The sequence below is a fragment of the Pseudomonas sediminis genome, assembly GCF_002741105.1.
GTDB lineage: Bacteria > Pseudomonadota > Gammaproteobacteria > Pseudomonadales > Pseudomonadaceae > Aquipseudomonas > Aquipseudomonas sediminis.
The window spans coordinates 344,271-367,812 of sequence record NZ_NIQU01000003.1; the positions used below are offsets into that span (position 1 = coordinate 344,271).

20 protein-coding genes are annotated in these 23,542 nt (G+C 61.8%); 9 read left to right on the forward strand and 11 right to left on the reverse strand.

The window, feature by feature from the left end; translation table 11 throughout:
• Positions 1–42 precede the first annotated feature (42 nt).
• The 7 genes from CDO35_RS09645 (at position 43) to cobA (ending at position 9,060) form a co-directional block, all read left to right on the forward strand.
• A complete protein-coding gene (locus CDO35_RS09645) occupies positions 43–834 on the forward strand; it encodes an ABC transporter ATP-binding protein (protein WP_099524244.1) in 792 nt (263 codons plus the stop codon).
• Positions 835–931: 97 nt separating this feature from the next.
• Entirely contained in the window at positions 932–1,621 is a 690-nt protein-coding gene (locus CDO35_RS09650; RefSeq protein ID WP_099524246.1) for a polysaccharide lyase family 7 protein, read from the forward strand.
• A 37-nt stretch (positions 1,622–1,658) separates the two neighbouring features.
• Entirely contained in the window at positions 1,659–2,105 is a 447-nt protein-coding gene (locus CDO35_RS09655) for a thioesterase family protein (RefSeq protein WP_099524248.1), read from the forward strand.
• Between the two features lie 591 nt (positions 2,106–2,696).
• Complete coding sequence (nirB, locus tag CDO35_RS09660) at positions 2,697–5,153, forward strand: nitrite reductase large subunit NirB (protein ID WP_099524250.1); 2,457 nt, start codon at positions 2,697–2,699, stop codon at positions 5,151–5,153.
• Entirely contained in the window at positions 5,150–5,458 is a 309-nt protein-coding gene (gene nirD / locus CDO35_RS09665) for a nitrite reductase small subunit NirD (protein ID WP_099524253.1), read from the forward strand. The genes nirB and nirD overlap by 4 nt, the downstream gene beginning before the upstream one ends.
• Before the next feature lie 63 nt (positions 5,459–5,521).
• Positions 5,522–8,236 (forward strand): nitrate reductase, encoded by a 2,715-nt coding sequence (locus CDO35_RS09670; protein ID WP_099524256.1) that lies wholly within the window; start codon positions 5,522–5,524, stop codon positions 8,234–8,236.
• Positions 8,237–8,316: 80 nt separating this feature from the next.
• The gene (gene cobA, locus CDO35_RS09675; RefSeq protein WP_099524258.1) at positions 8,317–9,060 is read left to right on the forward strand and encodes a uroporphyrinogen-III C-methyltransferase; all 744 of its coding nucleotides are present in this window, start codon (positions 8,317–8,319) and stop codon (positions 9,058–9,060) included.
• A 115-nt stretch (positions 9,061–9,175) separates the two neighbouring features.
• Here cobA and CDO35_RS09680 read toward each other — a convergent pair whose 3' ends face one another.
• The 8 genes from CDO35_RS09680 to ppsA form a co-directional block, all read right to left on the reverse strand.
• Complete coding sequence (locus tag CDO35_RS09680; protein WP_099524260.1) at positions 9,176–10,156, reverse strand: OmpA family protein; 981 nt, start codon at positions 10,154–10,156, stop codon at positions 9,176–9,178.
• Between the two features lie 107 nt (positions 10,157–10,263).
• A complete protein-coding gene (gene sigX / locus CDO35_RS09685; RefSeq protein WP_099524262.1) occupies positions 10,264–10,854 on the reverse strand; it encodes an RNA polymerase sigma factor SigX in 591 nt (196 codons plus the stop codon).
• A gap of 82 nt (positions 10,855–10,936) precedes the next feature.
• Complete coding sequence (locus tag CDO35_RS09690) at positions 10,937–11,761, reverse strand: mechanosensitive ion channel family protein (RefSeq protein ID WP_099524265.1); 825 nt, start codon at positions 11,759–11,761, stop codon at positions 10,937–10,939.
• 1 nt (position 11,762) lies between these two features.
• Positions 11,763–12,014 (reverse strand): CrfX protein, encoded by a 252-nt coding sequence (locus tag CDO35_RS09695; RefSeq protein ID WP_425048536.1) that lies wholly within the window; start codon positions 12,012–12,014, stop codon positions 11,763–11,765.
• Between the two features lie 49 nt (positions 12,015–12,063).
• Complete coding sequence (locus CDO35_RS09700; RefSeq protein ID WP_099524271.1) at positions 12,064–13,050, reverse strand: zinc transporter ZntB; 987 nt, start codon at positions 13,048–13,050, stop codon at positions 12,064–12,066.
• A gap of 4 nt (positions 13,051–13,054) precedes the next feature.
• Positions 13,055–13,543: a ribonuclease E activity regulator RraA gene (rraA, locus tag CDO35_RS09705; protein ID WP_099524275.1), complete on the reverse strand. Its 489-nt coding sequence runs from the start codon at positions 13,541–13,543 to the stop codon at positions 13,055–13,057.
• A 213-nt stretch (positions 13,544–13,756) separates the two neighbouring features.
• A complete protein-coding gene (locus CDO35_RS09710; RefSeq protein ID WP_099524277.1) occupies positions 13,757–14,746 on the reverse strand; it encodes an alpha/beta fold hydrolase in 990 nt (329 codons plus the stop codon).
• Positions 14,747–14,914: 168 nt separating this feature from the next.
• A complete protein-coding gene (ppsA, locus tag CDO35_RS09715) occupies positions 14,915–17,287 on the reverse strand; it encodes a phosphoenolpyruvate synthase (RefSeq protein ID WP_099524279.1) in 2,373 nt (790 codons plus the stop codon).
• Here ppsA and CDO35_RS23015 point away from each other — a divergent pair.
• Together CDO35_RS23015 and ppsR are read left to right on the forward strand one after the other, a co-directional pair.
• Complete coding sequence (locus CDO35_RS23015; RefSeq protein ID WP_243699065.1) at positions 17,234–17,431, forward strand: hypothetical protein; 198 nt, start codon at positions 17,234–17,236, stop codon at positions 17,429–17,431. The two genes, ppsA and CDO35_RS23015, sit on opposite strands and share 54 nt — an antisense overlap.
• Before the next feature lie 36 nt (positions 17,432–17,467).
• A complete protein-coding gene (gene ppsR, locus CDO35_RS09720) occupies positions 17,468–18,286 on the forward strand; it encodes a posphoenolpyruvate synthetase regulatory kinase/phosphorylase PpsR (protein WP_036999666.1) in 819 nt (272 codons plus the stop codon).
• 66 nt (positions 18,287–18,352) lie between these two features.
• On the opposite strand, the gene prpF is transcribed toward ppsR, so the two are convergent.
• The 3 genes from prpF to prpC form a co-directional block, all read right to left on the reverse strand.
• The gene (gene prpF / locus CDO35_RS09725) at positions 18,353–19,540 is read right to left on the reverse strand and encodes a 2-methylaconitate cis-trans isomerase PrpF (protein ID WP_099524281.1); all 1,188 of its coding nucleotides are present in this window, start codon (positions 19,538–19,540) and stop codon (positions 18,353–18,355) included.
• Positions 19,541–19,672: 132 nt separating this feature from the next.
• Positions 19,673–22,282 (reverse strand): Fe/S-dependent 2-methylisocitrate dehydratase AcnD, encoded by a 2,610-nt coding sequence (gene acnD, locus CDO35_RS09730; RefSeq protein ID WP_166432398.1) that lies wholly within the window; start codon positions 22,280–22,282, stop codon positions 19,673–19,675.
• 13 nt (positions 22,283–22,295) lie between these two features.
• The gene (gene prpC, locus CDO35_RS09735) at positions 22,296–23,453 is read right to left on the reverse strand and encodes a bifunctional 2-methylcitrate synthase/citrate synthase (protein WP_099524286.1); all 1,158 of its coding nucleotides are present in this window, start codon (positions 23,451–23,453) and stop codon (positions 22,296–22,298) included.
• Between the last annotated feature and the right edge of the window lie 89 nt (positions 23,454–23,542).

The window sequence follows — 23,542 nt, forward strand, 5'->3', positions numbered from 1 at the left end:
CTGATTGAATTCGGAGCACAGCGCCAGAACGGGAGAACTCCGATGGACAAATTCGTGGAGCTGACCTCTGTCAGCAAGCACTTCGACACCAAGAAAGGCCGCTTCCAGGCACTGGCAGACGTCAACCTGAGCATCGCTCGCGGCGAGTTCGTGGCGCTGATCGGCCACTCCGGCTGCGGCAAATCCACCGTACTCAACCTGATCGCCGGCCTGCTCGACGCCAACGAAGGCGGGCTGATCTGCAATGGCCGCGAGATCGACGGCCCTGGCCCGGAGCGCGCCGTGGTGTTCCAGAACCACAGCCTGCTGCCCTGGATGACCTGTTTCGGCAACGTGCACCTGGCCGTTGAAAAAGTTTTCGGTGCACGTGAAAACAAGGCCCAGCTCAAGGCCCGCACCGAGCAGGCGCTGAACATGGTCGGCCTCAACCATGCCATGCACAAGCACCCCAACGAGATATCCGGTGGCATGAAGCAGCGCGTCGGCATCGCCCGCGCCCTGGCCATGGAACCCAAGGTGCTGCTGATGGACGAACCGTTCGGTGCCCTCGATGCCTTGACCCGCGCGCACCTGCAGGACGAACTGCTGCGCATCGTCGGGCAGACCCAAAGCACCGTGGTGATGGTCACGCATGACGTTGACGAGGCCGTGCTGCTGTCTGATCGCATCGTGATGATGACCAACGGCCCGGCCGCTACCGTCGGCGAAATCCTTGCCGTCGACCTGCCGCGCCCGCGTGACCGTCTGGCGCTGGCCAATGACCCGCAGTACCACGCCTACCGTACCGCCGTGCTGGAGTTCCTCTACCAGCGCCAGCAACGCCCGGCCGCCTGAGCGCAATGAACCGCCCTGGCACAAGGGCCGGGGCGGTTGAACCTCTGCTCCATCGCAGAGACGAACAAGGGCCCTCAACCGACAAGCAGAGAATCCCGTGCTCGATCTCACCACCTGGAATCTGTCGATTCCCACCGAACCGGCACCGACCACCATCACCACCGAACGCCTGAATAACGGTTATGAGAGCCGTTACTTTCGGCGCAATGCCGACGGTAGCGTGACCTTCTGGGTGCCGGTTACCGGCTCGACCACGCCCGATGCGCGCTATCCGCGTAGCGAACTGCGCGAAACCCAGCACGACGGCACACTCGATAACTGGCTGCATGCCAGTTCGGACAGCTATCTCAGTGCCGTGCTACAGGTCGACCAGGTGCCCAGCCGCAACAAGGTGGTGATCGGTCAGATCCACAGCACCGATGCACCAGGCAGCCAGAACGATCCGCTGCTCAAGCTGCAATATCACTATCGACGAGGGGTTGGCCGGGTGGAGGCACTGCTGCGCGCCCGCCCAGGCGACAGCGAGGTGCAGAACATTCTGCTGGCCGAGAACATCCAGCTTGGCGAGCGCTTCGGCTACGACCTGCGCGTCACACCCAGCGGACGCATCGGCATCAGCGTGGCCAGCACGGATGGCGACGACGGCTCGCTCTACCGCCAGTTGAGCAGCAGCTGGAGCAAGCAGTACCTGTACTTCAAGGCCGGCGCCTACATCCAGGACAATTACGGACCGGATAGCGAAGGTGGTCGCGTCACGTTCTACCACCTCAACAGCCTGCACCGCTGAGGTTACAATCGCCGCTCTCCTCGACCAAGGCTCGACCATGGCACGCCTGACCCTCGATTTCCCCGAAGACCAGTACTGCTACAGCCCCCACCTGACCGTGCGCGTCACCGACATCAACGGCGCCAACCACCTGGGCAATGACTCGATGATCTCGATGATTTCCGAGGCGCGTGCGCGTTTCCTCTTCGAGTTCGGTATTCGCGAAACCGACGGAAAAGGCAGCGGCATCATCGTCACCGACCTGGCCACCACCTACCGCGCAGAGGCTCATGCGCGCGACCAATTGCTGTTCGAAGTCGGCGTGATGGATTTCAACAAGTACGGTGGCGACATCACCTTCCGCATCACCCGTCCGGCTGATGGCGCTCTCGTGGCGATGGCCAAGTCCGGCTTCGTGTTCTTCGATTATCTGCAGTCGAAGGTGGTGCCGATGCCAGAGCCTTTCAGCGCCAAATTTCCCAAGGTCAATCGCGTGGTCGGATAACCGACCTGTTGGCGTGACAGTTGCTAATCCATCTGCTACGCCTTAGTGCATAACGATAAAAGCCCTGCGCAGCCCCGGTGCAGAGCTACCTTGGGAGGAACCGCAATGCCAGCTATGCGCCATCGCGCTCAACGCGCTGCTCTGATCGCCAGCCTCTCCGCCTGGCCACTCCTCACTCTTCCCCTTCCCACTCACGCCACCACGACCCATTTGCCCAGCACAACGCAGGCGCCAATACAGGCCGAGCATACGGCAGGCAAGGTCGAACTCAGCCGCTGATTGGCCAGCGCCGCACCAAATCGGCGCTCACGGCCTTGAAAAGGTGCGCCCGCAGCAGCGCCGCACGGTCATGTTGCACCCTGAAACCCGCTAAATCTGCGGTTTTGGCAAATTGGCACAAGCGCTGCATTGCTAGCCGTACAACTTGATTAAAGCGCGCGGCTCAACGACGAGCAGTGCGCTTCCCGATAGAACGGGATAGGACAAAGGTGTCCTCGCTAGGTGACTAGCGGGACGCCTTTTTTGTTTTTCTGGCCTGCCATTTTTGGCAGCCACCTTTTTCCGTGATCCATGACTCAGGAGATGGCCGGCATGCAAAAACTCAAGCTGGTGATGATCGGCAACGGCATGGCGGGTGTGCGCACCCTCGAAGAGCTGCTCAAGCTCGCTCCCGATCTTTACGACATCACCGTGTTCGGCGCCGAGCCGCACCCCAACTACAACCGTATCCTGCTCTCACCGGTGTTGGCCGGCGAGCAGACCTTCGAGGAGATCGTGCTCAACGATCTCAACTGGTACGCGGAGAACGGCATCAAGCTGCTGCTCGGGCGCAAGGTGGTCAAGATCGACCGCAAGCAACGCCTGGTGATAGCAGACGATGGCAGCGAGGCCGAATACGACCGTCTGCTTATCGCGACCGGTTCCAACCCTTTCATCCTGCCGATTCCGGGTAAGGACCTGGACGGTGTGATCGGCTACCGCGACATCGCCGATACCCAGACCATGATGGACACCGCCAAGACTCATAAACACGCGGTGGTCATCGGCGGCGGCCTGCTCGGCCTGGAAGCTGCCAACGGCCTCAAGCTGCGCGGCATGGACGTCACCGTGGTGCATATCGGCGACTGGCTGCTGGAGCGTCAGCTTGATCGCACCGCCGGCGAGCTGCTGCAAAAGTCCCTGGAAGACCGTGGCCTGAACTTCCTCTTGCCCAAACACACCGCCGAGCTGCTGGACAACGGCGAAGGCCGCGTCTGCGCGGTGAAGTTCAAGGACGGCGAAGTGATCCCAGCCGATCTGGTGGTGATGGCTGCTGGCATCCGCCCCAACAGCGAGCTGGCCGAGAGCGCCGGCATCGCCTGCAACCGCGGCATCCTGGTCAACGACACCCTGCAGACCTTTGATCCGCGCATCTACGCCATCGGCGAATGTGCCAGCCACCGCGGCATCGCCTACGGCCTGGTGGCGCCGCTGTTCGAGCAGGCCAAGGTCTGCGCCAACCACCTGGCCCAGCTCGGCTACTCGCGCTACCAGGGCTCGGTGACCTCGACCAAGCTCAAGGTCACCGGCATCGATCTGTTCTCCGCTGGCGAGTTCATGGGGGGAGAAGGCACCGAGACCATCACCCTCTCCGACCCCATCGGCGGCGTGTACAAGAAGCTGGTGATCAAGGATGACGTGCTGGTCGGCGCCTGCCTGTACGGCGACACCGCCGATGGCGGCTGGTACTTCCGCCAGATCCGCGAGAACCACAACGTCAGCGAGATTCGCGACCATCTGATGTTCGGCGAGGGCGCCATCGGCGACGTCGGCCATCAGGGCGCCGACAAGACCGCCAACATGCCCGACAGCATGGAAATCTGCGGCTGCAACGGCGTGTGCAAGGGCACCATCGTCAAGGCGATCCAGGAAAACGGCTTATTCTCGGTTGACGAGGTGAAAAAGCACACCAAGGCGGCCAGCTCCTGCGGCTCCTGCGCCGGCCTGGTCGAGCAGATCCTGATCAGCACCGTCGGCGGCGCCGCTGACGTCAAGCCCAAGAGCGAGAAGGCCATCTGCGGCTGCTCCGACCTCAACCACGGGCAGATCCGCAAGGCGATTCGCGAGCAACACCTGACCTCCATGGCGCAGACCATGACGTTTCTCAACTGGAGTACGCCCAACGGCTGCGCCACCTGTCGCCCGGCGCTGAACTACTACCTGATCTCCACCTGGCCGGGCGAGGCCAAGGACGACCCGCAGTCGCGCCTGATCAACGAGCGTGCCCACGCCAATATCCAGAAGGACGGCACCTACTCGGTGGTGCCGCGCATGTGGGGCGGCGTGACCAATCCGTCGGAGCTGCGCCGCATCGCCGATGTGGCCGACAAGTACAAGGTGCCCATGGTCAAGGTCACCGGCGGCCAGCGCATCGACCTACTAGGCATCAAGAAGGAAGACCTGCCAGCGGTATGGAAAGAGCTGGACATGCCCTCCGGCCACGCCTACGGCAAATCCATCCGCACCGTGAAAACCTGCGTCGGCAGCGAGTTCTGCCGCTTCGGCACGCAGAACTCGACCCAGCTCGGCATCGACCTGGAACACGACCTGTTCAACATGTGGTCGCCGCACAAGGTCAAGCTGGCGGTCTCCGGCTGCCCGCGCAACTGCGCCGAAGCCGGCATCAAGGACGTCGGCATCATCGGTGTGGATTCGGGCTTCGAGCTGTACATCGGCGGCAACGGCGGCATCAAGACCGAGGTCGCCGAGTTCTTCGTCAAGGTGAAGACCGCCGAGGAAGTGCGCGAATACAACGCCGCCTTCCTCCAGCTCTACCGCGAAGAGGCCTTCTACCTGGAGCGCACCGTGCACTACATGCAGCGCGTCGGCATGGAGCACATCAAGAAGGCGGTGCTAGAAGACGAAGCCAACCGTAAGGCCCTGGCCGCGCGCCTGCACTACGCCCTGTCGTTCGAGCAGGACCCGTGGAAGGAGCGCATCGAGACGCCACAGCTGAAGAAGGAATTCGACACCATCAAGGTCGTGCAACTCGAGGAGGCCACCGTATGAACTGGCTGGATATTTGCGCCCTGGACGAGATCAACCTGCTCGGCTCGCGCATCGTCAGCGGCCCCAAGGGTGACATCGCCATCTTCCGTACCAGCGGCGACGAGGTTTTCGCTCTCGACGACCGCTGCCCGCACAAGGGCGGCCCACTGTCCCAGGGTTTGATCTACGGCAAGCGTGTGGCCTGCCCGCTGCACAACTGGCAGATCGAGCTGGAGTCCGGCGAGGCCATGGCGCCGGACGTCGGTTGCGCGCACCGGCACGCGGCCAAGGTCGAAAACGGCCGGGTGTTGCTGGCCCTGGCGTAACGCCATGTGGGAGGGGCTTTAGCCGCGACGCCCTCCCATCCTCTTCCTGCAGGAGTCACGAATATGGCCCCCACACAAATCACCGCCTCCACCTGCTGCTACTGCGGCGTGGGCTGCGGCGTACTGATCGAGCACGACGGCGAGAAAATCCTCGGCGTTGCCGGCGATCCCAGCCACCCAGCCAACTTCGGCAAACTGTGCAGCAAGGGCTCGACTCTGCACCTGACCGGCGATCTCGACGCTCGCGCACTCTACCCCGAACTGCGCCTGGGCAAGGGTTTGGGCCGCTCACGCACGGACTGGGACAGCGCTCTGAATCACGCTGCAGCGGTGTTCGCCGAAACCATTCGCGAGCACGGACCGGACAGCGTGGCCTTTTATATCTCCGGCCAGTTGCTGACCGAGGACTACTACGCCTTCAACAAACTGTCCCGTGCCCTGGTCGGTACCCACAACATCGACTCCAACTCGCGGCTGTGCATGAGCTCGGCGGTGGTTGGCTACAAGCGCAGTCTCGGCGCCGACGCTCCGCCCTGCAGCTATGAAGACATCGAGCTGAGCGACTGCCTGCTGATTGCCGGCTCCAACATGGCCTACGCACACCCGGTGCTGTTCCGCCGCCTGGAAGAAGCCAAGGCGTGCCGCCCCGAGATGAAAGTGATCGTCATCGACCCGCGGCGTACCGACACCTGCGAACTGGCCGATCTGCACCTGGCGATCCTGCCCGGCACCGATGTGGCGCTGTTTCACGGCATCCTGCATATCCTGCTGTGGGAAGGCTGGGTCGACCGCGCCTACATCGACGCCCATACCGAAGGTTTCGAAGCGCTGAAGAACCTGGTGCGCGACTACAGCCCGGCCGCCACCGCCGATATCTGCGGCATCAGCCTCGACGCTCTGCAGCGCTGCGCCGAGCTGATCGGCAAGGCGCCTTCCTTCCTCTCGCTGTGGTGCATGGGGCTCAATCAGTCCTCGTCCGGCACAGCGAAGAACAGCGCGTTGATCAACCTGCACCTGGCCACCGGGCAAATCGGCAAGCCAGGCGCAGGTCCCTTCTCGCTGACGGGCCAGCCCAACGCCATGGGCGGCCGCGAGACCGGCAGCCTGAGCAACCTGCTGCCGGGGCATCGCGAGGCCGGCAACGCCGAACACCGAGCCGAAGTCGCCGCCTACTGGGGCGTCGACGCCCTACCGGAAACGCCTGGTCTGTCCGCCATCGAACTGTTCGATGCCGTGCACAACGGACGCATCAAGGCGCTGTGGATCACCTGCACCAACCCGGCGCAGTCGCTGCCGAACCAGAGCAAGGTGCACGAGGCCCTGGCCGCCTGCCCTTTCGTCGTGGTCCAGGAGGCATTCTTCACCACCGAAACCTGCCGCTACGCCGACCTGCTGCTACCCGCCGCCAGCTGGGGCGAGAAGGAAGGCACGGTGACCAACTCCGAGCGCCGCGTCAGTCATGTGCGCCGCGCCGTGCCAGCACCCGCAGAGGCGCGGCCCGATTGGTCGATCACTTGCGACTTCGCTCGTCGCCTGGAAACTTTGCTCCGCCCCGGCCTGCCAAGCCTGTTCGACTTCTCCAGCAGCGAGGCGCTGTTCGAGGAATACAAACACCTGACCGCCAAACGCGACCTCGACCTCTCGGGGCTCAGCTACGCGCTGTTGGATGATCAAGGTCCTCAGCAGTGGCCGTTCCCGGTCGGCGCGTACCAAGGCACCCAACGCCTCTATTCCGACGGGAATTTTCCCACCGCCAGCGGGCGAGCACAGTTCCACGCCGACCCGTACCGTGCGCCGAAGGAAAAGCGCGAGGCGCGCTATTCGCTCACCCTCAACACCGGCCGCCTGCGCGATCAGTGGCACGGTATGAGCCGCACCGGCACCGCCGCACGCCTGTTCGGCCATGTCGAATCCGCCGTACTCGGCCTGCACCCGGACGAACTGCGGCGCCGACGCCTGCAGGACGGCGAGCTAATCAAACTGCGCAGCCGCCGTGGCAGCCTGATCCTGCCGGTGCAGGCCGACGAGTCGGTGCGTCCCGGCCAGGCCTGGCTGCCGATGCACTGGGGCGATCGCTTCCTCAAGGGGCTCGGAACCAACGTGCTGACCCAGCCAGCGTTCGATCCACTGTCCAAACAGCCGGAGCTCAAGCATGCCGGCGTTGAGGTGGATAAGGTAGAACTGCCCTGGCAGCTGTTCGCCCTGGTCGAAGGTGAAGTGCAGAGCCGCTTCGAGGCCCTGCGCCCGCTGTTCGAAGCGTTCGCCTACGCCAGTCTCATCCCCACCGGTCGCGAGCGCCCCGCTCTGCTGATCCGCGCCGCCAGCGCCGTGGCGCCGCAGCCACAGCTGCTGACGCAGATCGACCGCCTGCTGCGCCTGAATGAAGGTCCGGTGCTGGCCTACGACGACCCGCGCCGCGCAGTGGGCAAACGTGTGCGCATCGAGGACGGCCGTATCGTCAGCATTCGTCTGGCCGGGGAAACCGCCGCCAGTGAATGGCTCAGAAGCCTGTGGCTGGACGGCCAGGCCAATGCCGACCTGCGTCGCTGGCTGCTGGCGCCGGTCTCCGCGCCGCCAGGCAATTCCAGCACCACCCTGGGCGGCAAGATCCTGTGCAACTGCCTGAACGTCAGCGAAGGCGCGGTGCGTGTCGGCATAGAGCGCGGCCTGGACCTGGATGGGTTAAAGCAGACGCTCAAATGCGGCACCAGTTGTGGCTCCTGTGTACCCGAAATCAAACGCCTGCTGGCCCAGCAGTCAGTGACGACACACGCGTAGGGTGCGCTGTGCGCACCACTGCAAAAAACCGGTGCGCACGACCTAGGCGGCCCCGCGACACCCAACGAGAGGTGGTAAACATGAATACAAAAGTCTGGCTGGTAGGCGCCGGCCCCGGTGATCCCGAGCTGCTGACGCTCAAGGCAGTCAAGGCGCTGAACCAGGCCGAGATCGTGATGATCGACGATCTGGTCAACCCGGCCGTGCTCGAGCATTGCCCCAGCGCGCGTATCATCTCGGTAGGCAAGCGCGGTGGCTGTCGCTCCACCCCGCAGGCGTTTATTCATCGTTTGATGCTGCGCTATGCACGCCAGGGCAAATGCGTGGTGCGCCTGAAAGGCGGCGATCCGTGCATCTTTGGTCGCGGCAGCGAGGAAGCCGACTGGCTCGGCGAACATGGAATCGACGTGGAAACGGTCAACGGCATTACCGCCGGGCTGGCTGGCGCCACCAACTGCGGTATTCCTCTGACCTTACGCGGTGTGGCTCGCGGCGTAACCCTGGTCACGGCCCATACTCAGGATGACAGCTCATTGAACTGGACAGCCCTGGCCCAAAGCGGCACGACATTGGTGGTCTATATGGGCGTGGCCAAGTTGGCAGACATTCGTGACGGCCTGCTCGCTGGCGGCATGAGCGATGAGATGCCGGTAGCGATGATCGAGAACGCCTCGCTGCCCGAGCAACGCGAATGCCGCAGCCACCTCGCAACGATGCAGGACGACGCGATGGCCTTCGCTCTGAAAAGCCCGGCCATTCTGGTGATCGGCGAAGTCGCCCGCGCCAGCACCCAAATCAGCATGCCCCTGCTCCTTCATGCGTGAATGCTTCACGCACCTGCGAGGCCGTTGTTTGCCCGTCGCCCCCTCGGCGGGCTTTTTTATTCCAGAAAAGAAAAAACCCGGCCGAGGCCGGGTTTTTCTTAAAGCACCAGAAGCATTACTGCTTAACTTGGGCTTCTACTTCAGCTTCAACGCGACGGTTGATAGCGCGACCAGCGTCGGTGGCGTTGTCAGCAACCGGACGGGTTTCACCGTAACCGGCAGTGCTCACGCGGCTACCGTCAACACCGTACTGGTTAACCAGTACTTCACGAACGGCGTTTGCACGACGCTCGGACAGTTTCTGGTTGTAAGCGTCGCTACCAACGGAGTCGGTGTGACCTTCAACAGTGGTGGTGGTCTGCGGATACTGATTCATGAAGTCAGCCAGGTTCTTGATGTCGCCATAGCTTTCTTCTTTGACGCGGTCTTTGTCGAAGTCGAACTTGACGTCCAGCTCAACGCGAACAGCTTCCATTACCGGCTCAGGAGCAGGCTCTGGCATCGGCTCAGGTGCAGCAGCTACGACCGGAGCCGGAGCAGGCTTGCTGCCACCACCGAAGTTCAGACCAACACCCACGCCAGCTTGCCACTCGGTGTCGCCCTGGTCGATGTTGTACAGAGCGTCAACGCCAGCACGGGCGTAGAACATTTCGGTGAAGTAGTACTTGGCACCAGCGCCAGCGATAGCCAGGGTGGAGTGGTTGCGACCACCGCTGTTGGCATCACCGATGCTCTGATGGCCGAAACCGGCAGAGACGTACGGACGCAGACCAACACCCGGCTGACCGAAGTGGTAGATGGCCTTCAGGTCGGTCAGGTTGCCCTTGATGTTTTTGCTGCCTTGCGAACCTTCGCCACGCAGGTCGTGGTATTCGCCGTAGGACAGCGCCAGTTCGACGTCGTCAGTCAGGTAGTAGCCGATGCTGCCACCGAACAGGTTGCCTTCGTTGTGCGCGTAATCACGCTGAACGTCGGTGAAGTAGCGATTGACGAAGCCCTCCACCTCGACGGCGCCTTGGCCTTGCGCCAGCGCGCCGAAGGAGGTTGCGGCAACGAGAGAGCCAATGACTACGCCCAAGGTGTTTTTTACTTTCATCCGTTAAATCCCCATCTTGGTGGTTAATAAGTCACCGTTAATTCAGTCGGCAACTTGTTGGCGATTTTATCAGGTTTCGCCACTCCCTTAGTGGTCGGAATGCTGAACTAAGTTTCGGAGGTTTCCGAAAATTTATCCCGCAACCGATCCAATGCTCGCTTGTAGCGCATTTTTGTTGCGCTCAAGCCCATGTGCATGATGTCAGCAATCTCTTGAAACTCGAGCTCTGCGACAAAACGTAGCACTAGAATCTCGCGATCAATCGGGTTGACGTGAACCAACCAGCGATCCAGACCGCCTCGCTCCTCGACTTTGGGTGTCTTGTCGTCGGAAGCTTCTTCGAGCGGGTCCAAACTTAAGGCGTCAACCAATCGACGCTTCCGCCGCTCTTTTCGATACTGAGTAATGCATTCGTTGTAGGTAATGCTGTAAAGCCAGGTTTTGAACTTGGATTTACCCTCAAAGTTCTTAAGGCCATAGAGAACTTTAAGCATCACCTCCTGACAGACATCATCAGCATCCCTTTCGTTCCCTAAATAACGCGCACAAACGTTAAATAATGTGCGCTGGTAGCGCCTCATCAGCTCTTCATAAGCACGAGTTATATGAAAAAGCTCGTCGTGGGCGCGCGCCACCAGCTCTTCATCAGTGAGCTCGCGGGGGTTGTAACGCGTGGGCAAGGGCTGGGCTTTGTTCAAAACGAGTCGGGCCGACAGTCAGGACGAAAAGCGCCCGGCAGGTCACGCCTGTCGGGCAGCTACATAAAATAACAGATTGGCGTCAGCGACTGTTCACGCGTTGCTCGAGCATCACTCGATTTGCCACCGATACCAGCTCACCAGTATCGGTCAACAGGGTGGTTTTCACTGTGCCGATCTCTTCGATCTGCCCTTCGACCTCACCAACCTGCACTTGTTGCCCAACCTGATACAGCTCGCGCACATAAATACCAGCGAGAATCTGGCTGGCGATATCACGGCTGCCCAAGCCCAGCGCCAGCGCGACCGCCAGACCAACGGAGATCAGTACGATGGCAATCACGTTGTTGAGCAGGTCGGTCTTGATCTCCAGCTGGCCGATAGCCACCGAGATACTGATGATGATCACCAGGCCTTGCGCAACACGCCCCAGCCCATTGGCATACTCCAGGCCAACACCTTCGGCAGCGCCGCGTATCAGGCTGCTGACCAACTGCGCCAGCAGCACACCGGCAAGCAATACCAGGGCGGCGCCGAAAACCTTCGGTAGATACAACGCCAGCACATCAAGCGTCGCGGAAACGCGCTGCAGACCAAGCGATTCAGCGGCCGACACCAGGAAGATCAGCAGCACGAACCAATAGACGATCTTGCCGACCAGGGCCGATACCGGTGCGTGAATGCCGACGCGCGCCAGCAGCTTGGTCAGACCCGTACCTGTCATCAGGCGGTCCAGGCCGACCTTGCCGAGCAGCTTGGACAGCAGCGTGTCGAGCAACTTGGCGACAACGAAACCAAGCAGCACCAATACCAGTGCAACGAACAGGTTAGGTATGAATCCGGCAACCTTGGTCCACAACGCGGTCATCGCGGAGATCAGGCTTTGGGTCCAGGGATCGAGTTCCATTTCAGTCGGCCTTATCAGCAGAAGCAGAGGATTGGTTACGGCGCGAGACCGGCGCGACATGCGCCGAACCGTTGTTCAGAGCGATCATCAGAGCCTGCGCCCAGTGGCCTATCAGGCTGAACAGGTCACCAGCACCGACCTGGCGATTGGCGGTCTTGAGAACCCGGTGCAGGCAAGCATCGTCGTCATGGCTGGACGACGAGGACTTGAGCAAATCGCGTAGAGACTCTTCGAATGGATCGTGCATGCGCACCTCACGGGATGTCACGGCTAGACGAAGTAGCCAGCGGATGAGTCACACATCACAGCCAACGCCAACGGCGAAAAAGCAGCAATTGGGCCAGTGCCAGAAGGACCATGAGGCCGCAGGCGATGAAGAAGCCAACGGGGTTTTCCGCCCCGGGGATTCCGCCAACGTTGATGCCCAGCAAACCGGTCAGAAAGGTCAGTGGCAGGAACAGGCCAGTGATCACGGTGAAGCGGTACATGATGCGGTTCATGCGCTCACCAAGACGCCGGCTTTCTGCCTCCAACACCAGGCCGACGCGCTCACGAATCAGCTCCAGCTCTTCCAGATAGCGGGTCAGGCGGTTGTTCAACTCGTTCCAGTAGTCATCGTCGTCATCGACGAACCAGGGCTGTCGATTGCGCGCCAGTTGCGCGTAGAGATCTCGCTGCGGCGCCAGGAACCGACGCAAGCTGGCTGCCCGCCGACGTATCTGCAACACCAGGCCGTGATCAGGACGATAGCGCTCATCGCCATCGAGGCCATCCTCCTCGACGTCGAGCTGCTCACTCAACTCGGCAATCAGATCATCGACGCGACTGGTGAGGTGACGGGCGAGCTCCAGGAGCAGCTCGGACGACGTCTTCGGCCCCTTGCCCGCCAGCAGATCAGTAATCAATGCATCGGTTGCGTGCAGTGGACGCTGACGCAGGGAGATAACCCGCTGGGCATCAGCGAAAATTCGCACCGACACCATGTCCTCCGGCTCGGCACCGGGATTACGGTTGACGCCGCGCAAGAACAACAGCAGCTCGTCGTCGGGCAGAGGCAGCAGACGTGGCCGGGTATTTTCCTCCAGCAGCAGGTTGCAGCTGAATTCATCCAGCCCGCTGTGCTCGCGCAACCAGTGTTGTGACTGTTCCTGACTGCGATCCCAGTGCAGCCAAAGGCTTTCCTGTTCACCTAGCAGCAGGGTGTCCAGTTCTTCGCGACTGATGCTGCGCGCACCGCCACGACCATCGAGCACGAAAGCGTGCAACAGCGCCGAATCCTGATCCTGCATCGGATTATTCCGGCATGTTCAAGGCTTGCGGGGAAACGATGACGCCGTTGTTGTCGGCGTACAGGTAATTACCGGGTTTGAAAGTCACGCCGCCAAAGGTGACGGGGACATTCAGGTCGCCGATGCCGCGCTTGTCGGTTTTCATCGGATGACTGGCCAGCGCCTGCACGCCCAGATCAGTCTGCGCGATGACGTCGACGTCACGGATGCAGCCATACACGACGATACCTTCCCAACCGTTCTTGGCCGCCTTCTCGGCCAGCATGTCGCCAAGCAGTGCACGTCGCAGGGAGCCGCCGCCATCCACGACCAGCACCTTGCCCTGACCAGGTAGATCGACCTGCTCCTTCACCAGCGAGTTGTCCTCATGGCACTTGATGGTGACGATCTGGCCACCGAAAGAATCGCGGCCGCCGTAGTTGGCGAACATGGGCTCGACGACCTGAACCAGTTCCGGATAGGCATCGCACAGATCAGGGGTGATGTAGTGCATGACAGAGCTCCTTTCGACAATGGATGAGAAGGCAGCCACCTTCATGGACCTGCTTGAAGCGAGTCAATTCAGCATCGGGCTATCGCTACGAACCCGCCCGGCAATGAACGACAAGCAAGCAGGCGAACCTGAAATGACCGCCTACGCATGATGCGTCACATCTTACCGCTAAGCCCGTGCCGAAGAAACGCCGGGACGATCTCAAGCAGCAGCTCAAGATCCTATAGCAGAGGCCTGCTCGGCAAAACCGGCGGGTAGTTGCAGATGCTGCAACCAATACTCGGTCAGTGGCCATACCTCACGCTGCGCCTCCTTGCTGACCAGCATTTCGATATGCCCGAAGTCGCTGGAGAAGCCGTTTTCCTTGCCTAGCAGCAAGAACTGCGACGGCGCTGCACTGCACTGCTCCAGCAACTTGCGACAGGCCCAGGCAGGGTCCTGCTGATCGGCTGCCGCCCCTACGGCCAGAATCGGTATGCGCACCTCAGTCAGGCCAGCCCACCAATCCTGATCGGCATCGCCGAAACGCCCGAATAGCTTGAGCCAGCGCAGGGTTTCCAGTGCGAGGCCGGTCGGTTCGTCTTCGGGGCCACGCTTCAGCCGGCGCCCGGAAAGGTAAGGAAAGGCACGCAACAGCAGGCGGCCGCCCCACTCCACCGGCGGCAACTTGAGCGGCCAGTAGATACGACTGATCTGGCTGCCGAACAAGGCTGCCGAGCGCGCACGCGCCTCATCGAGATAACCACCGCCGAGGGCTGCCGCCAGAATCACTCCGCCGAGGGAATGACCGATCCAGTGCGCGGCTTGCCCGGTCTGCTCGATGATGAAATCAGCAATAGCTGGAAGGTCATAGCGCACGTACTGCGCCACATGGTTGTCTCGATAGTTTTCGTTGCGCGGCGACAGGCCGTGGCCGCGCATTTCTGCGATCCACACATCGAGCCCCGCACGCGCCAGGTAAGGCCCCAGGCCGATGGCCTTGGGTGAATACCAGAAGCGCCGGTTGGAAAAGCTGCCATGCAGCAATACCACGGGGACGCCGCGCTCGCCTTCGGCACCTGCGCGGCCGAGCCGGGTCAGGGCCAGCTCGACGCTAGAGTCGGGGCTGTTGTTGGGTTTGAGAAGATAGACATCCTCGCTCAGATCACCGCGTAATTCGGCGCTGATCAGGGCGACGGGAAAAAGCTCACTGCTGCTTTGCATGGATCAGGTGACCGCAATGGCGCTATGCCACAAAGGAAATCAGGCCAGGAACGGCCCTGTTGCCAGCCGCTCAAGAGAAACGCCGCAACTTCTATGCGAAATCGCGGCGTTTTTCTTGAAACTTCGCCTCTATGCAAGGCGGGTTACACCCGCCCTGCGCAATGAACATCAGGCAGGCTGAGTCTCGGCCAGGAAGAACCAGGTGTCGAGTACCGAGTCAGGGTTCAGTGACACGCTCTCGATACCTTGCTCCATCAGCCACTTGGCCAGATCCGGGTGGTCCGACGGCCCCTGACCGCAGATGCCGATGTATTTGCCAGCCTTGTTGCAGGCGGCAATGGCATTGGCCAGCAGTTTCTTCACGGCCGGGTTACGTTCATCGAACAGGTGGGCGACGATGCCGGAGTCACGGTCCAGGCCCAGGGTCAACTGGGTCAGGTCGTTGGAGCCGATGGAGAAACCGTCGAAGAACTCGAGGAACTCTTCAGCCAGAATGGCGTTGGACGGCAGCTCGCACATCATGATGACCTTCAGGCCATCCTGACCGCGGGCCAGGCCATTGCTGGCCAGTAGCTCGACCACTTGCGACGCCTCGCCCAGGGTACGCACGAACGGCACCATGATCTCGACGTTGGTCAGGCCCATCTCGTTGCGCACTTTCTTCAGCGCGCGGCATTCCAGCTCGAAGCAGTCGCGGAAGGATTCGCTGATGTAGCGCGAAGCACCACGGAAGCCCAGCATCGGGTTCTCTTCTTCCGGCTCATACAGCTTGCCGCCGATCAGGTTGGCGTATTCGTTGGACTTGAAGTCCGACAGACGCACGATGACCTTCTTCGGCCAGAACGCCGCGGCCAGGGTGCTGATGCCCTCGACCAGCTTCTCGACGTAGAAGTCGACCGGATCACCGTAGCCGGCGATGCGCTTCTCGACGCTGTCCTTGATCTCCGGCGGCAGGCCAGCGAAGTTCAGCAGCGCCTTGGGGTGCACACCAATCATGCGATTGATGATGAACTCCAGGCGGGCCAGGCCCACGCCTTCGTTCGGCAGTTGAGCGAAGTCGAAGGCACGGTCCGGGTTACCGACGTTCATCATGATCTTGAACGGCAGGTCCGGCATGGCGTCGACCGAGTTCTTGCGAATGTCGAAGCCCAGTTCGCCTTCGAAGATGAAGCCGGTGTCGCCTTCGGCGCAGGACACGGTGACGCCCTGACCATCTTTCAGCACCTGGGTGGCGTTGCCGCAACCGACCACGGCCGGAATGCCCAGCTCACGGGCAATGATCGCCGCGTGGCAGGTACGACCGCCACGATTGGTGACGATGGCGCTGGCGCGCTTCATCACGGGTTCCCAGTCCGGGTCGGTCATGTCGGAGACCAGCACGTCGCCCGGCTGCACCTTGTCCATCTCGGACACGTCGTGAATCACACGCACCTTGCCGGCGCCGATCCGCTGGCCGATGGCGCGGCCTTCGACCAGAACGGTGCCCTTCTCTTTCAGCAGGTAGCGCTCCATCACGGTGGCACTGGCGCGGCTCTTCACGGTTTCCGGGCGGGCCTGCACGATGTAGAGCTTGCCGTCGTCACCGTCCTTGGCCCACTCGATGTCCATCGGGCGGCCGTAGTGTTTCTCGATGATCAGTGCCTGTTTGGCCAGCTCGCTGACCTCGGCATCGGTGATGCAGAAGCGCGCGCGTTCGGCGCGATCGACTTCGACGGTCTTGACCGAGCGACCAGCCTTGGCTTCGTCGCCGTAGATCATTTTGATCGCCTTGCTGCCCAGGTTGCGGCGCAGGATCGCCGGGCGGCCCGCTTCCAGGGTCGGCTTGTGCACGTAGAATTCGTCGGGGTTCACTGCGCCCTGCACAACGGTCTCGCCGAGGCCATAGGCGCCGGTGATGAACACCACGTCACGGAAGCCGGACTCGGTGTCCAGGGTGAACATCACACCGGCGGTACCGGTTTCCGAACGCACCATGCGCTGCACGCCAGCAGACAGAGCAACCAGCTTGTGGTCGAAGCCCTGGTGCACGCGGTAGGCGATGGCACGATCGTTGAACAGGGAAGCGAAGACTTCTTTGGCCGCACGGATCACGTTGTCCACGCCGCGGATATTGAGGAAGGTTTCCTGCTGACCGGCAAAGGAAGCATCCGGCAGGTCTTCAGCGGTAGCGGAGGAGCGCACGGCCACAGCCATGTTGTCGTTACCTGCGCTCATGGTGGCGAAGGCTTCGCGAATCTGCTTGTCCAGCTCAGCCGGGAACTCGGCGTCCATCACCCACTGGCGAATCTGCGCGCCGGTCTTGGCCAGGGCGTTGACGTCATCGACATCGAGTGCGTCGAGCGCTGCGTGGATCTGCGCATTCAGGCCGCTTTGCTCGAGAAAGTCGCGATAAGCCTGAGCCGTAGTGGCGAAACCGCCGGGAACCGAGACACCGGCGCCTGCCAGGTTACTGATCATCTCGCCGAGGGATGCGTTCTTGCCCCCCACATGCTCAACATCGTGATTGCCGAGCTTATCGAGGGAAACTACGTACTCTACCAAGGTGATCTCTCCACTAACTGTATTGGAAAAGCTCATTGGGCTGCGCAATGTCGAACGACCGAAGTCGCGCGATTGTGGCCTTGCCCTTGTATAAGTAACAATGCCGAACCCGGTGGGCCCGGCGTAAAACGCGGCCTATCATAGCCAAGAATCGAACTCAGCTTAAGGCCTTTGGCGCAAATGAAACGTACCGCTTTCTTCATCTCCGACGGCACCGGCATCACCGCCGAAACCCTGGGCCAGAGCCTGCTCGCGCAGTTCGAGAACATTCAGTTCACCAAACTGACCCGCCCTTACATCGACAGCGTCGATAAAGCGCGCGCCATGGTACAACAAATCGATGCCGCCGCCGAAAGGGACGGCGCCCGTCCGATCATCTTCGACACCATCGTCAACCGCGATATTCGTGCGATTCTCGATACCGCCAATGGTTTCATGATCGACATCTTCTCGACCTTCCTCTCGCCACTGGAGCAGGAGCTGAGCTCGCACTCCTCCTACTCCGTCGGCAAGTCGCACTCCATCGGCCAGCACTCCAACTACATGGAGCGCATCGAGGCGGTCAACTTCGCCCTCGACAACGACGATGGTGCGCGCACCCATTACTACGACAAGGCCGACCTGATCCTGGTCGGCGTGTCGCGCTGCGGCAAGACGCCAACCTGCCTGTACATGGCCATGCAATACGGTATCCGCGCCGCCAACTACCCGCTGACCGAAGACGACATGGAGCGCCTGCAGCTCCCAGAGTCGTTGAAGAAGTACCGCGACAAGCTATTCGGCCTGACCATCGACCCGGATCGCCTCACCGCCATCCGCCACGAGCGCAAGCCCAACAGCCGTTACGCCAGCTTCGCCCAGTGCGAGTTCGAAGTGCGCGAGGTGGAAGGTCTGTTCCGCCGTGAAAACATCGCCTTCATCAACTCCACGCATTTCTCGGTCGAGGAGATTTCGGCCAAGATCCTGGTGGAAAAAGGTGTTGAACGACGCCTTAAATAACCACCATAAGCTCATGTTTCAAAAGAGAAAAGGCTCGACACTTCGAGCCTTTTCTAGTTTCAGCCGTTAGAAGCTGCCACCCGGCACACGCACCCAGCCTTCCATCAGGATGCGCGCACTGCGGCTCATCACCGCCTTGGTCACTGCCCACTGACCATCGACCAGCCTGGCCTGCGCGCCGACCCGCAAGGTGCCGGACGGATGGCCGAAACGCACCGCCTCACGCTCGCCACCACCGGCCGCCAGGTTGACCAACGTACCTGGTATCGCCGCCGCTGTACCGATGGCCACTGCACAGGTGCCCATCATGGCGTGGTGCAGCTTGCCCATGGACAGCGCCCGCACCAACAGATCGGCCTCGCCGACCTTGACCTCCTTACCGCTGGAGGTGCGGTAGTCCTTGGGCGGACTTACGAAAGCGATCTTCGGAGTGTGCTGACGTGTCGCAGCCTCCTCAGCCGTTTTGATCAGCCCCATGCGCAGCGCACCGGCAATACGGATCTGCTCGAAACGCGCCAGTTGCGCCGGGTCGCCATTGATGGCCTCGCGCAGCTCGGTGCCCTGGTAGCCGATGTCCTCGGCATTGACGAAGATGGTCGGGATGCCAGCGGTGATCATGGTCGCCTTGAAGGTACCGATGCCCGGCACTTCAAGATCATCGACCAGATTGCCGGTGGGAAACATCGAGCCACCCTCTTCGCCGTCATCGGACGGATCAAGGAACTCCAGCACGATCTCCGCTGCCGGGAAGGTCACCCCGTCCAGCTCGAAGTCGCCGGTTTCCTGCACCTGGCCATTGCTGACCGGCACATGGGCGATGATGGTTTTGTTGATATTGGCCTGCCAGATACGCACCACGCAGGTGCCGTTCTCGGGAATCCGCGCAGGGTCGATCAGGCCGGCATGAATGGCGAAGGCGCCGGCGGCGGTGGACAGGTTGCCGCAGTTGCCGCTCCAGTCGACGAACGCCTTGTCGATGGAGACCTGGCCGTAGAGGTAATCGACGTCATGCTCGGGCTGAGTGCTTTTCGACAGGATCACGCACTTGGAAGTGCTCGAGGTCGCGCCGCCCATGCCGTCGATCTGCGCCGCGTACGGATCGGGACTGCCGATCACGCGCATGAACAGCTTGTCGCGCGCCTCGCCCGGCACCTGACAGCGCTCGGGCAGATCCTGCAGACGGAAGAACACGCCCTTGCTGGTGCCGCCACGCATGTAGGTGGCAGGGATTTTCACTTGCGGTAAATGGGACATACACGCAGCCCTGAAAAAGTAGCCCGGATGCAATCCGGGAATGACGGCGCAGTTCTCCCCGGATTGCATCCGGGCTACGCGCACCTATAGGAGTTGTGCCGACCCATTGACGGGCCGGCATATCGCGTCAGGTCAAGCCACCGCGCCTTCGAGGAAGTCTTTAGCGAAGCGCTGCAGCACGCCGCCGGCCTTGTACACGCTGACATCCGCCGCGGTATCCAGTCGGCAGGTCACCGGTACCCGAACCACCTCGCCGTTACGGCGATTGATCGCCAGGGTCAGCTCGCAACGCGGCGAGATATCGCCCTCGATGTCGTAGGTTTCGGTACCGTCCAGCTCCAGGGTCAGGCGCGTGGTGCCGGGCTTGAACTCTACCGGCAGCACGCCCATGCCCACCAGGTTGGTGCGGTGGATGCGCTCGAAGCCTTCGGCAACGATCACCTCCACTCCTGCCAAACGCACACCCTTGGCCGCCCAGTCACGGGACGAGCCCTGGCCGTAGTCGGCACCGGCGACGATGATCAGGTTCTGCTTGCGATTCATGTAGGTTTCGATGGCTTCCCACATGCGCATCACCTGGCCTTGCGGCTCGACTCGGGCCAGCGAACCCTTCTTCACCTGCCCGTCGATCACGGCCATCTCGTTGACCAGTTGCGGGTTGGCGAAGGTCGCGCGCTGCGCGGTCAGGTGGTCGCCGCGGTGGGTGGCGTAGGAGTTGAAGTCCTCTTCCGGCAGGCCCATTTTCGCCAGGTACTCACCGGCGGCCGAGTCGGCCAGGATGGCGTTGGACGGCGACAGGTGATCGGTGGTGATGTTGTCCGGCAGGATCGCCAGCGGACGCATGCCCTTAAGCGTGCGCTCGCCGGCCAGCGCGCCTTCCCAGTAAGGCGGGCGACGGATATAGGTGGACATCGGGCGCCAGTCGTACAGCGGGCTCTCTGCCTCCTGCACGCTGCCCAGGTCAAACATCGGGATATAGATCTGCTTGAACTGCTCGGGCTTCACGCTCGCGGCGACGATGGCGTCGATTTCCTCGTCGCTCGGCCACAGATCCTTCAACGTGATGGGATTGCCTTGGGCATCGGTGCCCAGCGCATCCTGCTCGATATCGAAACGCACAGTGCCGGCGATGGCATAGGCGACCACCAGCGGCGGCGAGGCAAGGAATGCCTGTTTGGCGTAGGGATGGATGCGCCCGTCGAAGTTGCGGTTGCCACTAAGCACTGCGGTGGCATACAGGTCGCGGTCGATGATTTCCTTCTGGATCACCGGGTCGAGCGCGCCGGACATGCCGTTGCAGGTAGTGCAGGCGTAAGCGACGATACCGAAGCCGAGCTTTTCCAGCTCCGGCAGCAGACCGGCCTCTTCCAGGTACAGCTTGGCGACCTTGGAGCCCGGCGCGAACGACGTTTTCACCCAGGGCTTACGCACCAGGCCCAGCGCATTGGCCTTCTTCGCCACCAGGCCGGCGGCGATGACGTTGCGCGGGTTGGAGGTGTTGGTGCAACTGGTGATGGCGGCGATGATCACTGCGCCATCCGGCATCAGACCTTCGGCCTCTTCGACCTTGCCGCTCTGCAGCTTGGCTTCGTCGGCAATGCCACGCTCGGCCAGCGCCGAGGTCGGCAGGCGGCGATGCGGGTTGCTCGGGCCAGCCATGTTGCGCACGACACTACCCAGGTCGAATCGCAGCACGCGCTCATACTCGGCGGTTTTCAGTGCGTCGCTCCACAGGCCGAGGGTCTTGGCGTAGGTTTCCACCAGCGCCACCTGCTCTGGCTCGCGTCCGGTGAGTTTGAGGTAGTCGATGGTCTGGCCGTCGATATAGAACATCGAGGCCGTCGCGCCGTATTCCGGGCACATATTGGAGATGGTCGCGCGGTCGCCGATGGACAGGCTGTCCGCACCCTCGCCGAAGAACTCGACGTAGGCACCCACCACCCGCTCCTTGCGCAGAAACTCGGTGATCGCCAGGACAATATCGGTGGCGGTGATGCCAGGTTGACGCTTGCCGGTCAGCTCGACGCCGACGATATCGGGCAAACGCATCATCGACGGGTGGCCAAGCATCACCGTCTCGGCTTCCAGACCGCCGACGCCAATGGCGATCACGCCCAGGGCATCCACATGCGGGGTGTGCGAGTCAGTGCCGACGCAGGTATCGGGGAAGGCGATGCCGCCGCGCGCCTGGATCACCGGGCTCATTTTCTCCAGGTTGATCTGGTGCATGATGCCGTTGCCGGCCGGGATCACGTCGACGTTCTTGAACGCGGTTTTCGTCCAGTCGATGAAGTGGAAGCGATCCTCGTTGCGGCGATCCTCGATGGCGCGGTTCTTCTCGAAGGCGTCCGGATCAAAGCCCGGCGCTTCCACGGCCAGCGAGTGGTCGACGATCAACTGGGTCGGCACCACCGGGTTGACCTTGGACGGGTCACCACCCTGCTCAGCGATGGCATCACGCAGGCCGGCCAGGTCGACCAACGCGGTCTGGCCAAGAATGTCGTGGCAGACCACGCGTGCCGGATACCAGGGAAAGTCCAGGTCGCGCTTGCGATGGACCAGTTGCTCCAGCGCGGCAGTCAGATCCTGCGGCTCGCAGCGGCGCACCAGTTGCTCGGCGAGTACGCGCGAGGTGTAGGGCAGCTTGTCCCAGGCGCCGGCCTGGATCGCCTCGACCGCCTCACGGGCATCGAAGTAATCCAGCGCGGTGCCGGGCAGCCGCTTGCGGTATTGGCTATTCACGGTGTCATTCATCTTATTTACGGTCCTTGAGCGGCACGAACTTCAGGTCTTCGGGGCCTGTGTAGTTGGCGCTCGGGCGGATGATCTTGCCGTCGATGCGTTGTTCGATGACGTGGGCGGACCAGCCGGCGGTACGAGCGATGACGAACAGCGGGGTGAACATGGCGGTAGGCACGCCCATCATGTGGTAGCTCACGGCGCTGAACCAGTCGAGGTTGGGGAACATCTTCTTGATGTCCCACATGATGGTTTCCAGGCGCTCGGCGATGTCATACATCTTGGTATTGCCCTGCTCCACGGACAGCTCGCGGGCCACTTCCTTGATCACCTTGTTGCGCGGGTCGCTCACGGTGTAGACCGGATGACCGAAGCCGATCACCACTTCCTTGCGCCCTACTCGCTCGCGGATATCCGCCTCGGCTTCGTCCGGGCTGTCGTAGCGCTTCTGCACCTCGAAGGCCACTTCGTTGGCGCCGCCGTGTTTCGGCCCGCGTAGCGCGCCGATGGCGCCGGCGATGCAGGAGAACAGGTCGGAGCCGGTGCCGGCGATCACCCGCGAGGTGAAGGTCGAGGCATTGAATTCATGCTCGGCATACAGGTTCAGCGAGGTGTGCATAGCGCGCACCCAGGACTCGCGCGGTTTCTCGCCATGCAGCAGGTGCAGGAAGTGGCCGCCGATGGAGTCGTCATCGGTCTCCACATCGATGCGCTTGCCGTTGTGGCTGTAGTGGTACCAATACAGGAGAGCCGAGCCGAGGGAGGCCATCAGTTTGTCGGCAATATCACGGGCACCCGGATGGTTGTGGTCGTCCTTCTCCGGCGCCAGGCAGCCGAGTACGGAGACGGCGGTGCGCATCACGTCCATCGGGTGGGCTGATGGCGGCAGTTGCTCCAGAGCCGCCTTCACCCCTGCTGGCAGGCCGCGCAAGGCCTTGAGCTTGGCCTTGTAGCCGGCCAGCTCGGCAACGTTGGGCAGCTTGCCGTGCACCAGCAGGTGGGCGATTTCCTCGAACTCGCAGCGGTTGGCGAAATCCAGCACGTCGTAACCGCGGTAGTGCAGGTCATTGCCGGTACGACCGACAGTACACAGCGCGGTATTACCAGCGGCGGTGCCGCTAAGGGCGACGGATTTCTTCGGCTTGAAGCCTGGCGTGGTTTCGGTGGCGCTCATGGTCATCTCCTCAAATCTTCTTGTTCTGCTTACTGTCAGCGGTAGTGAACCGTAGGAGCGGATTCATCCGCGAATCGCGAATAAATTCG

What these genes read in the sequence shown, in the direction of transcription:
- CDO35_RS09645 (WP_099524244.1), top strand. Translation starts at nt 43, where the DNA reads ATGGACAAATTCGTGGAGCTGACCTCTGTCAGCAAGCACTTCGACACC.
- CDO35_RS09655 (WP_099524248.1), top strand. Translation starts at nt 1,659, where the DNA reads ATGGCACGCCTGACCCTCGATTTCCCCGAAGACCAGTACTGCTACAGC.
- nirB (WP_099524250.1), top strand. Translation starts at nt 2,697, where the DNA reads ATGCAAAAACTCAAGCTGGTGATGATCGGCAACGGCATGGCGGGTGTG.
- nirD (WP_099524253.1), top strand. Translation starts at nt 5,150, where the DNA reads ATGAACTGGCTGGATATTTGCGCCCTGGACGAGATCAACCTGCTCGGC.
- CDO35_RS09670 (WP_099524256.1), top strand. Translation starts at nt 5,522, where the DNA reads ATGGCCCCCACACAAATCACCGCCTCCACCTGCTGCTACTGCGGCGTG.
- cobA (WP_099524258.1), top strand. Translation starts at nt 8,317, where the DNA reads ATGAATACAAAAGTCTGGCTGGTAGGCGCCGGCCCCGGTGATCCCGAG.
- CDO35_RS09680 (WP_099524260.1), bottom strand. Translation starts at nt 10,156, where the DNA reads ATGAAAGTAAAAAACACCTTGGGCGTAGTCATTGGCTCTCTCGTTGCC.
- CDO35_RS09690 (WP_099524265.1), bottom strand. Translation starts at nt 11,761, where the DNA reads ATGGAACTCGATCCCTGGACCCAAAGCCTGATCTCCGCGATGACCGCG.
- CDO35_RS09700 (WP_099524271.1), bottom strand. Translation starts at nt 13,050, where the DNA reads ATGCAGGATCAGGATTCGGCGCTGTTGCACGCTTTCGTGCTCGATGGT.
- rraA (WP_099524275.1), bottom strand. Translation starts at nt 13,543, where the DNA reads ATGCACTACATCACCCCTGATCTGTGCGATGCCTATCCGGAACTGGTT.
- CDO35_RS09710 (WP_099524277.1), bottom strand. Translation starts at nt 14,746, where the DNA reads ATGCAAAGCAGCAGTGAGCTTTTTCCCGTCGCCCTGATCAGCGCCGAA.
- CDO35_RS23015 (WP_243699065.1), top strand. Translation starts at nt 17,234, where the DNA reads ATGCTCAACATCGTGATTGCCGAGCTTATCGAGGGAAACTACGTACTC.
- ppsR (WP_036999666.1), top strand. Translation starts at nt 17,468, where the DNA reads ATGAAACGTACCGCTTTCTTCATCTCCGACGGCACCGGCATCACCGCC.
- prpF (WP_099524281.1), bottom strand. Translation starts at nt 19,540, where the DNA reads ATGTCCCATTTACCGCAAGTGAAAATCCCTGCCACCTACATGCGTGGC.
- prpC (WP_099524286.1), bottom strand. Translation starts at nt 23,453, where the DNA reads ATGAGCGCCACCGAAACCACGCCAGGCTTCAAGCCGAAGAAATCCGTC.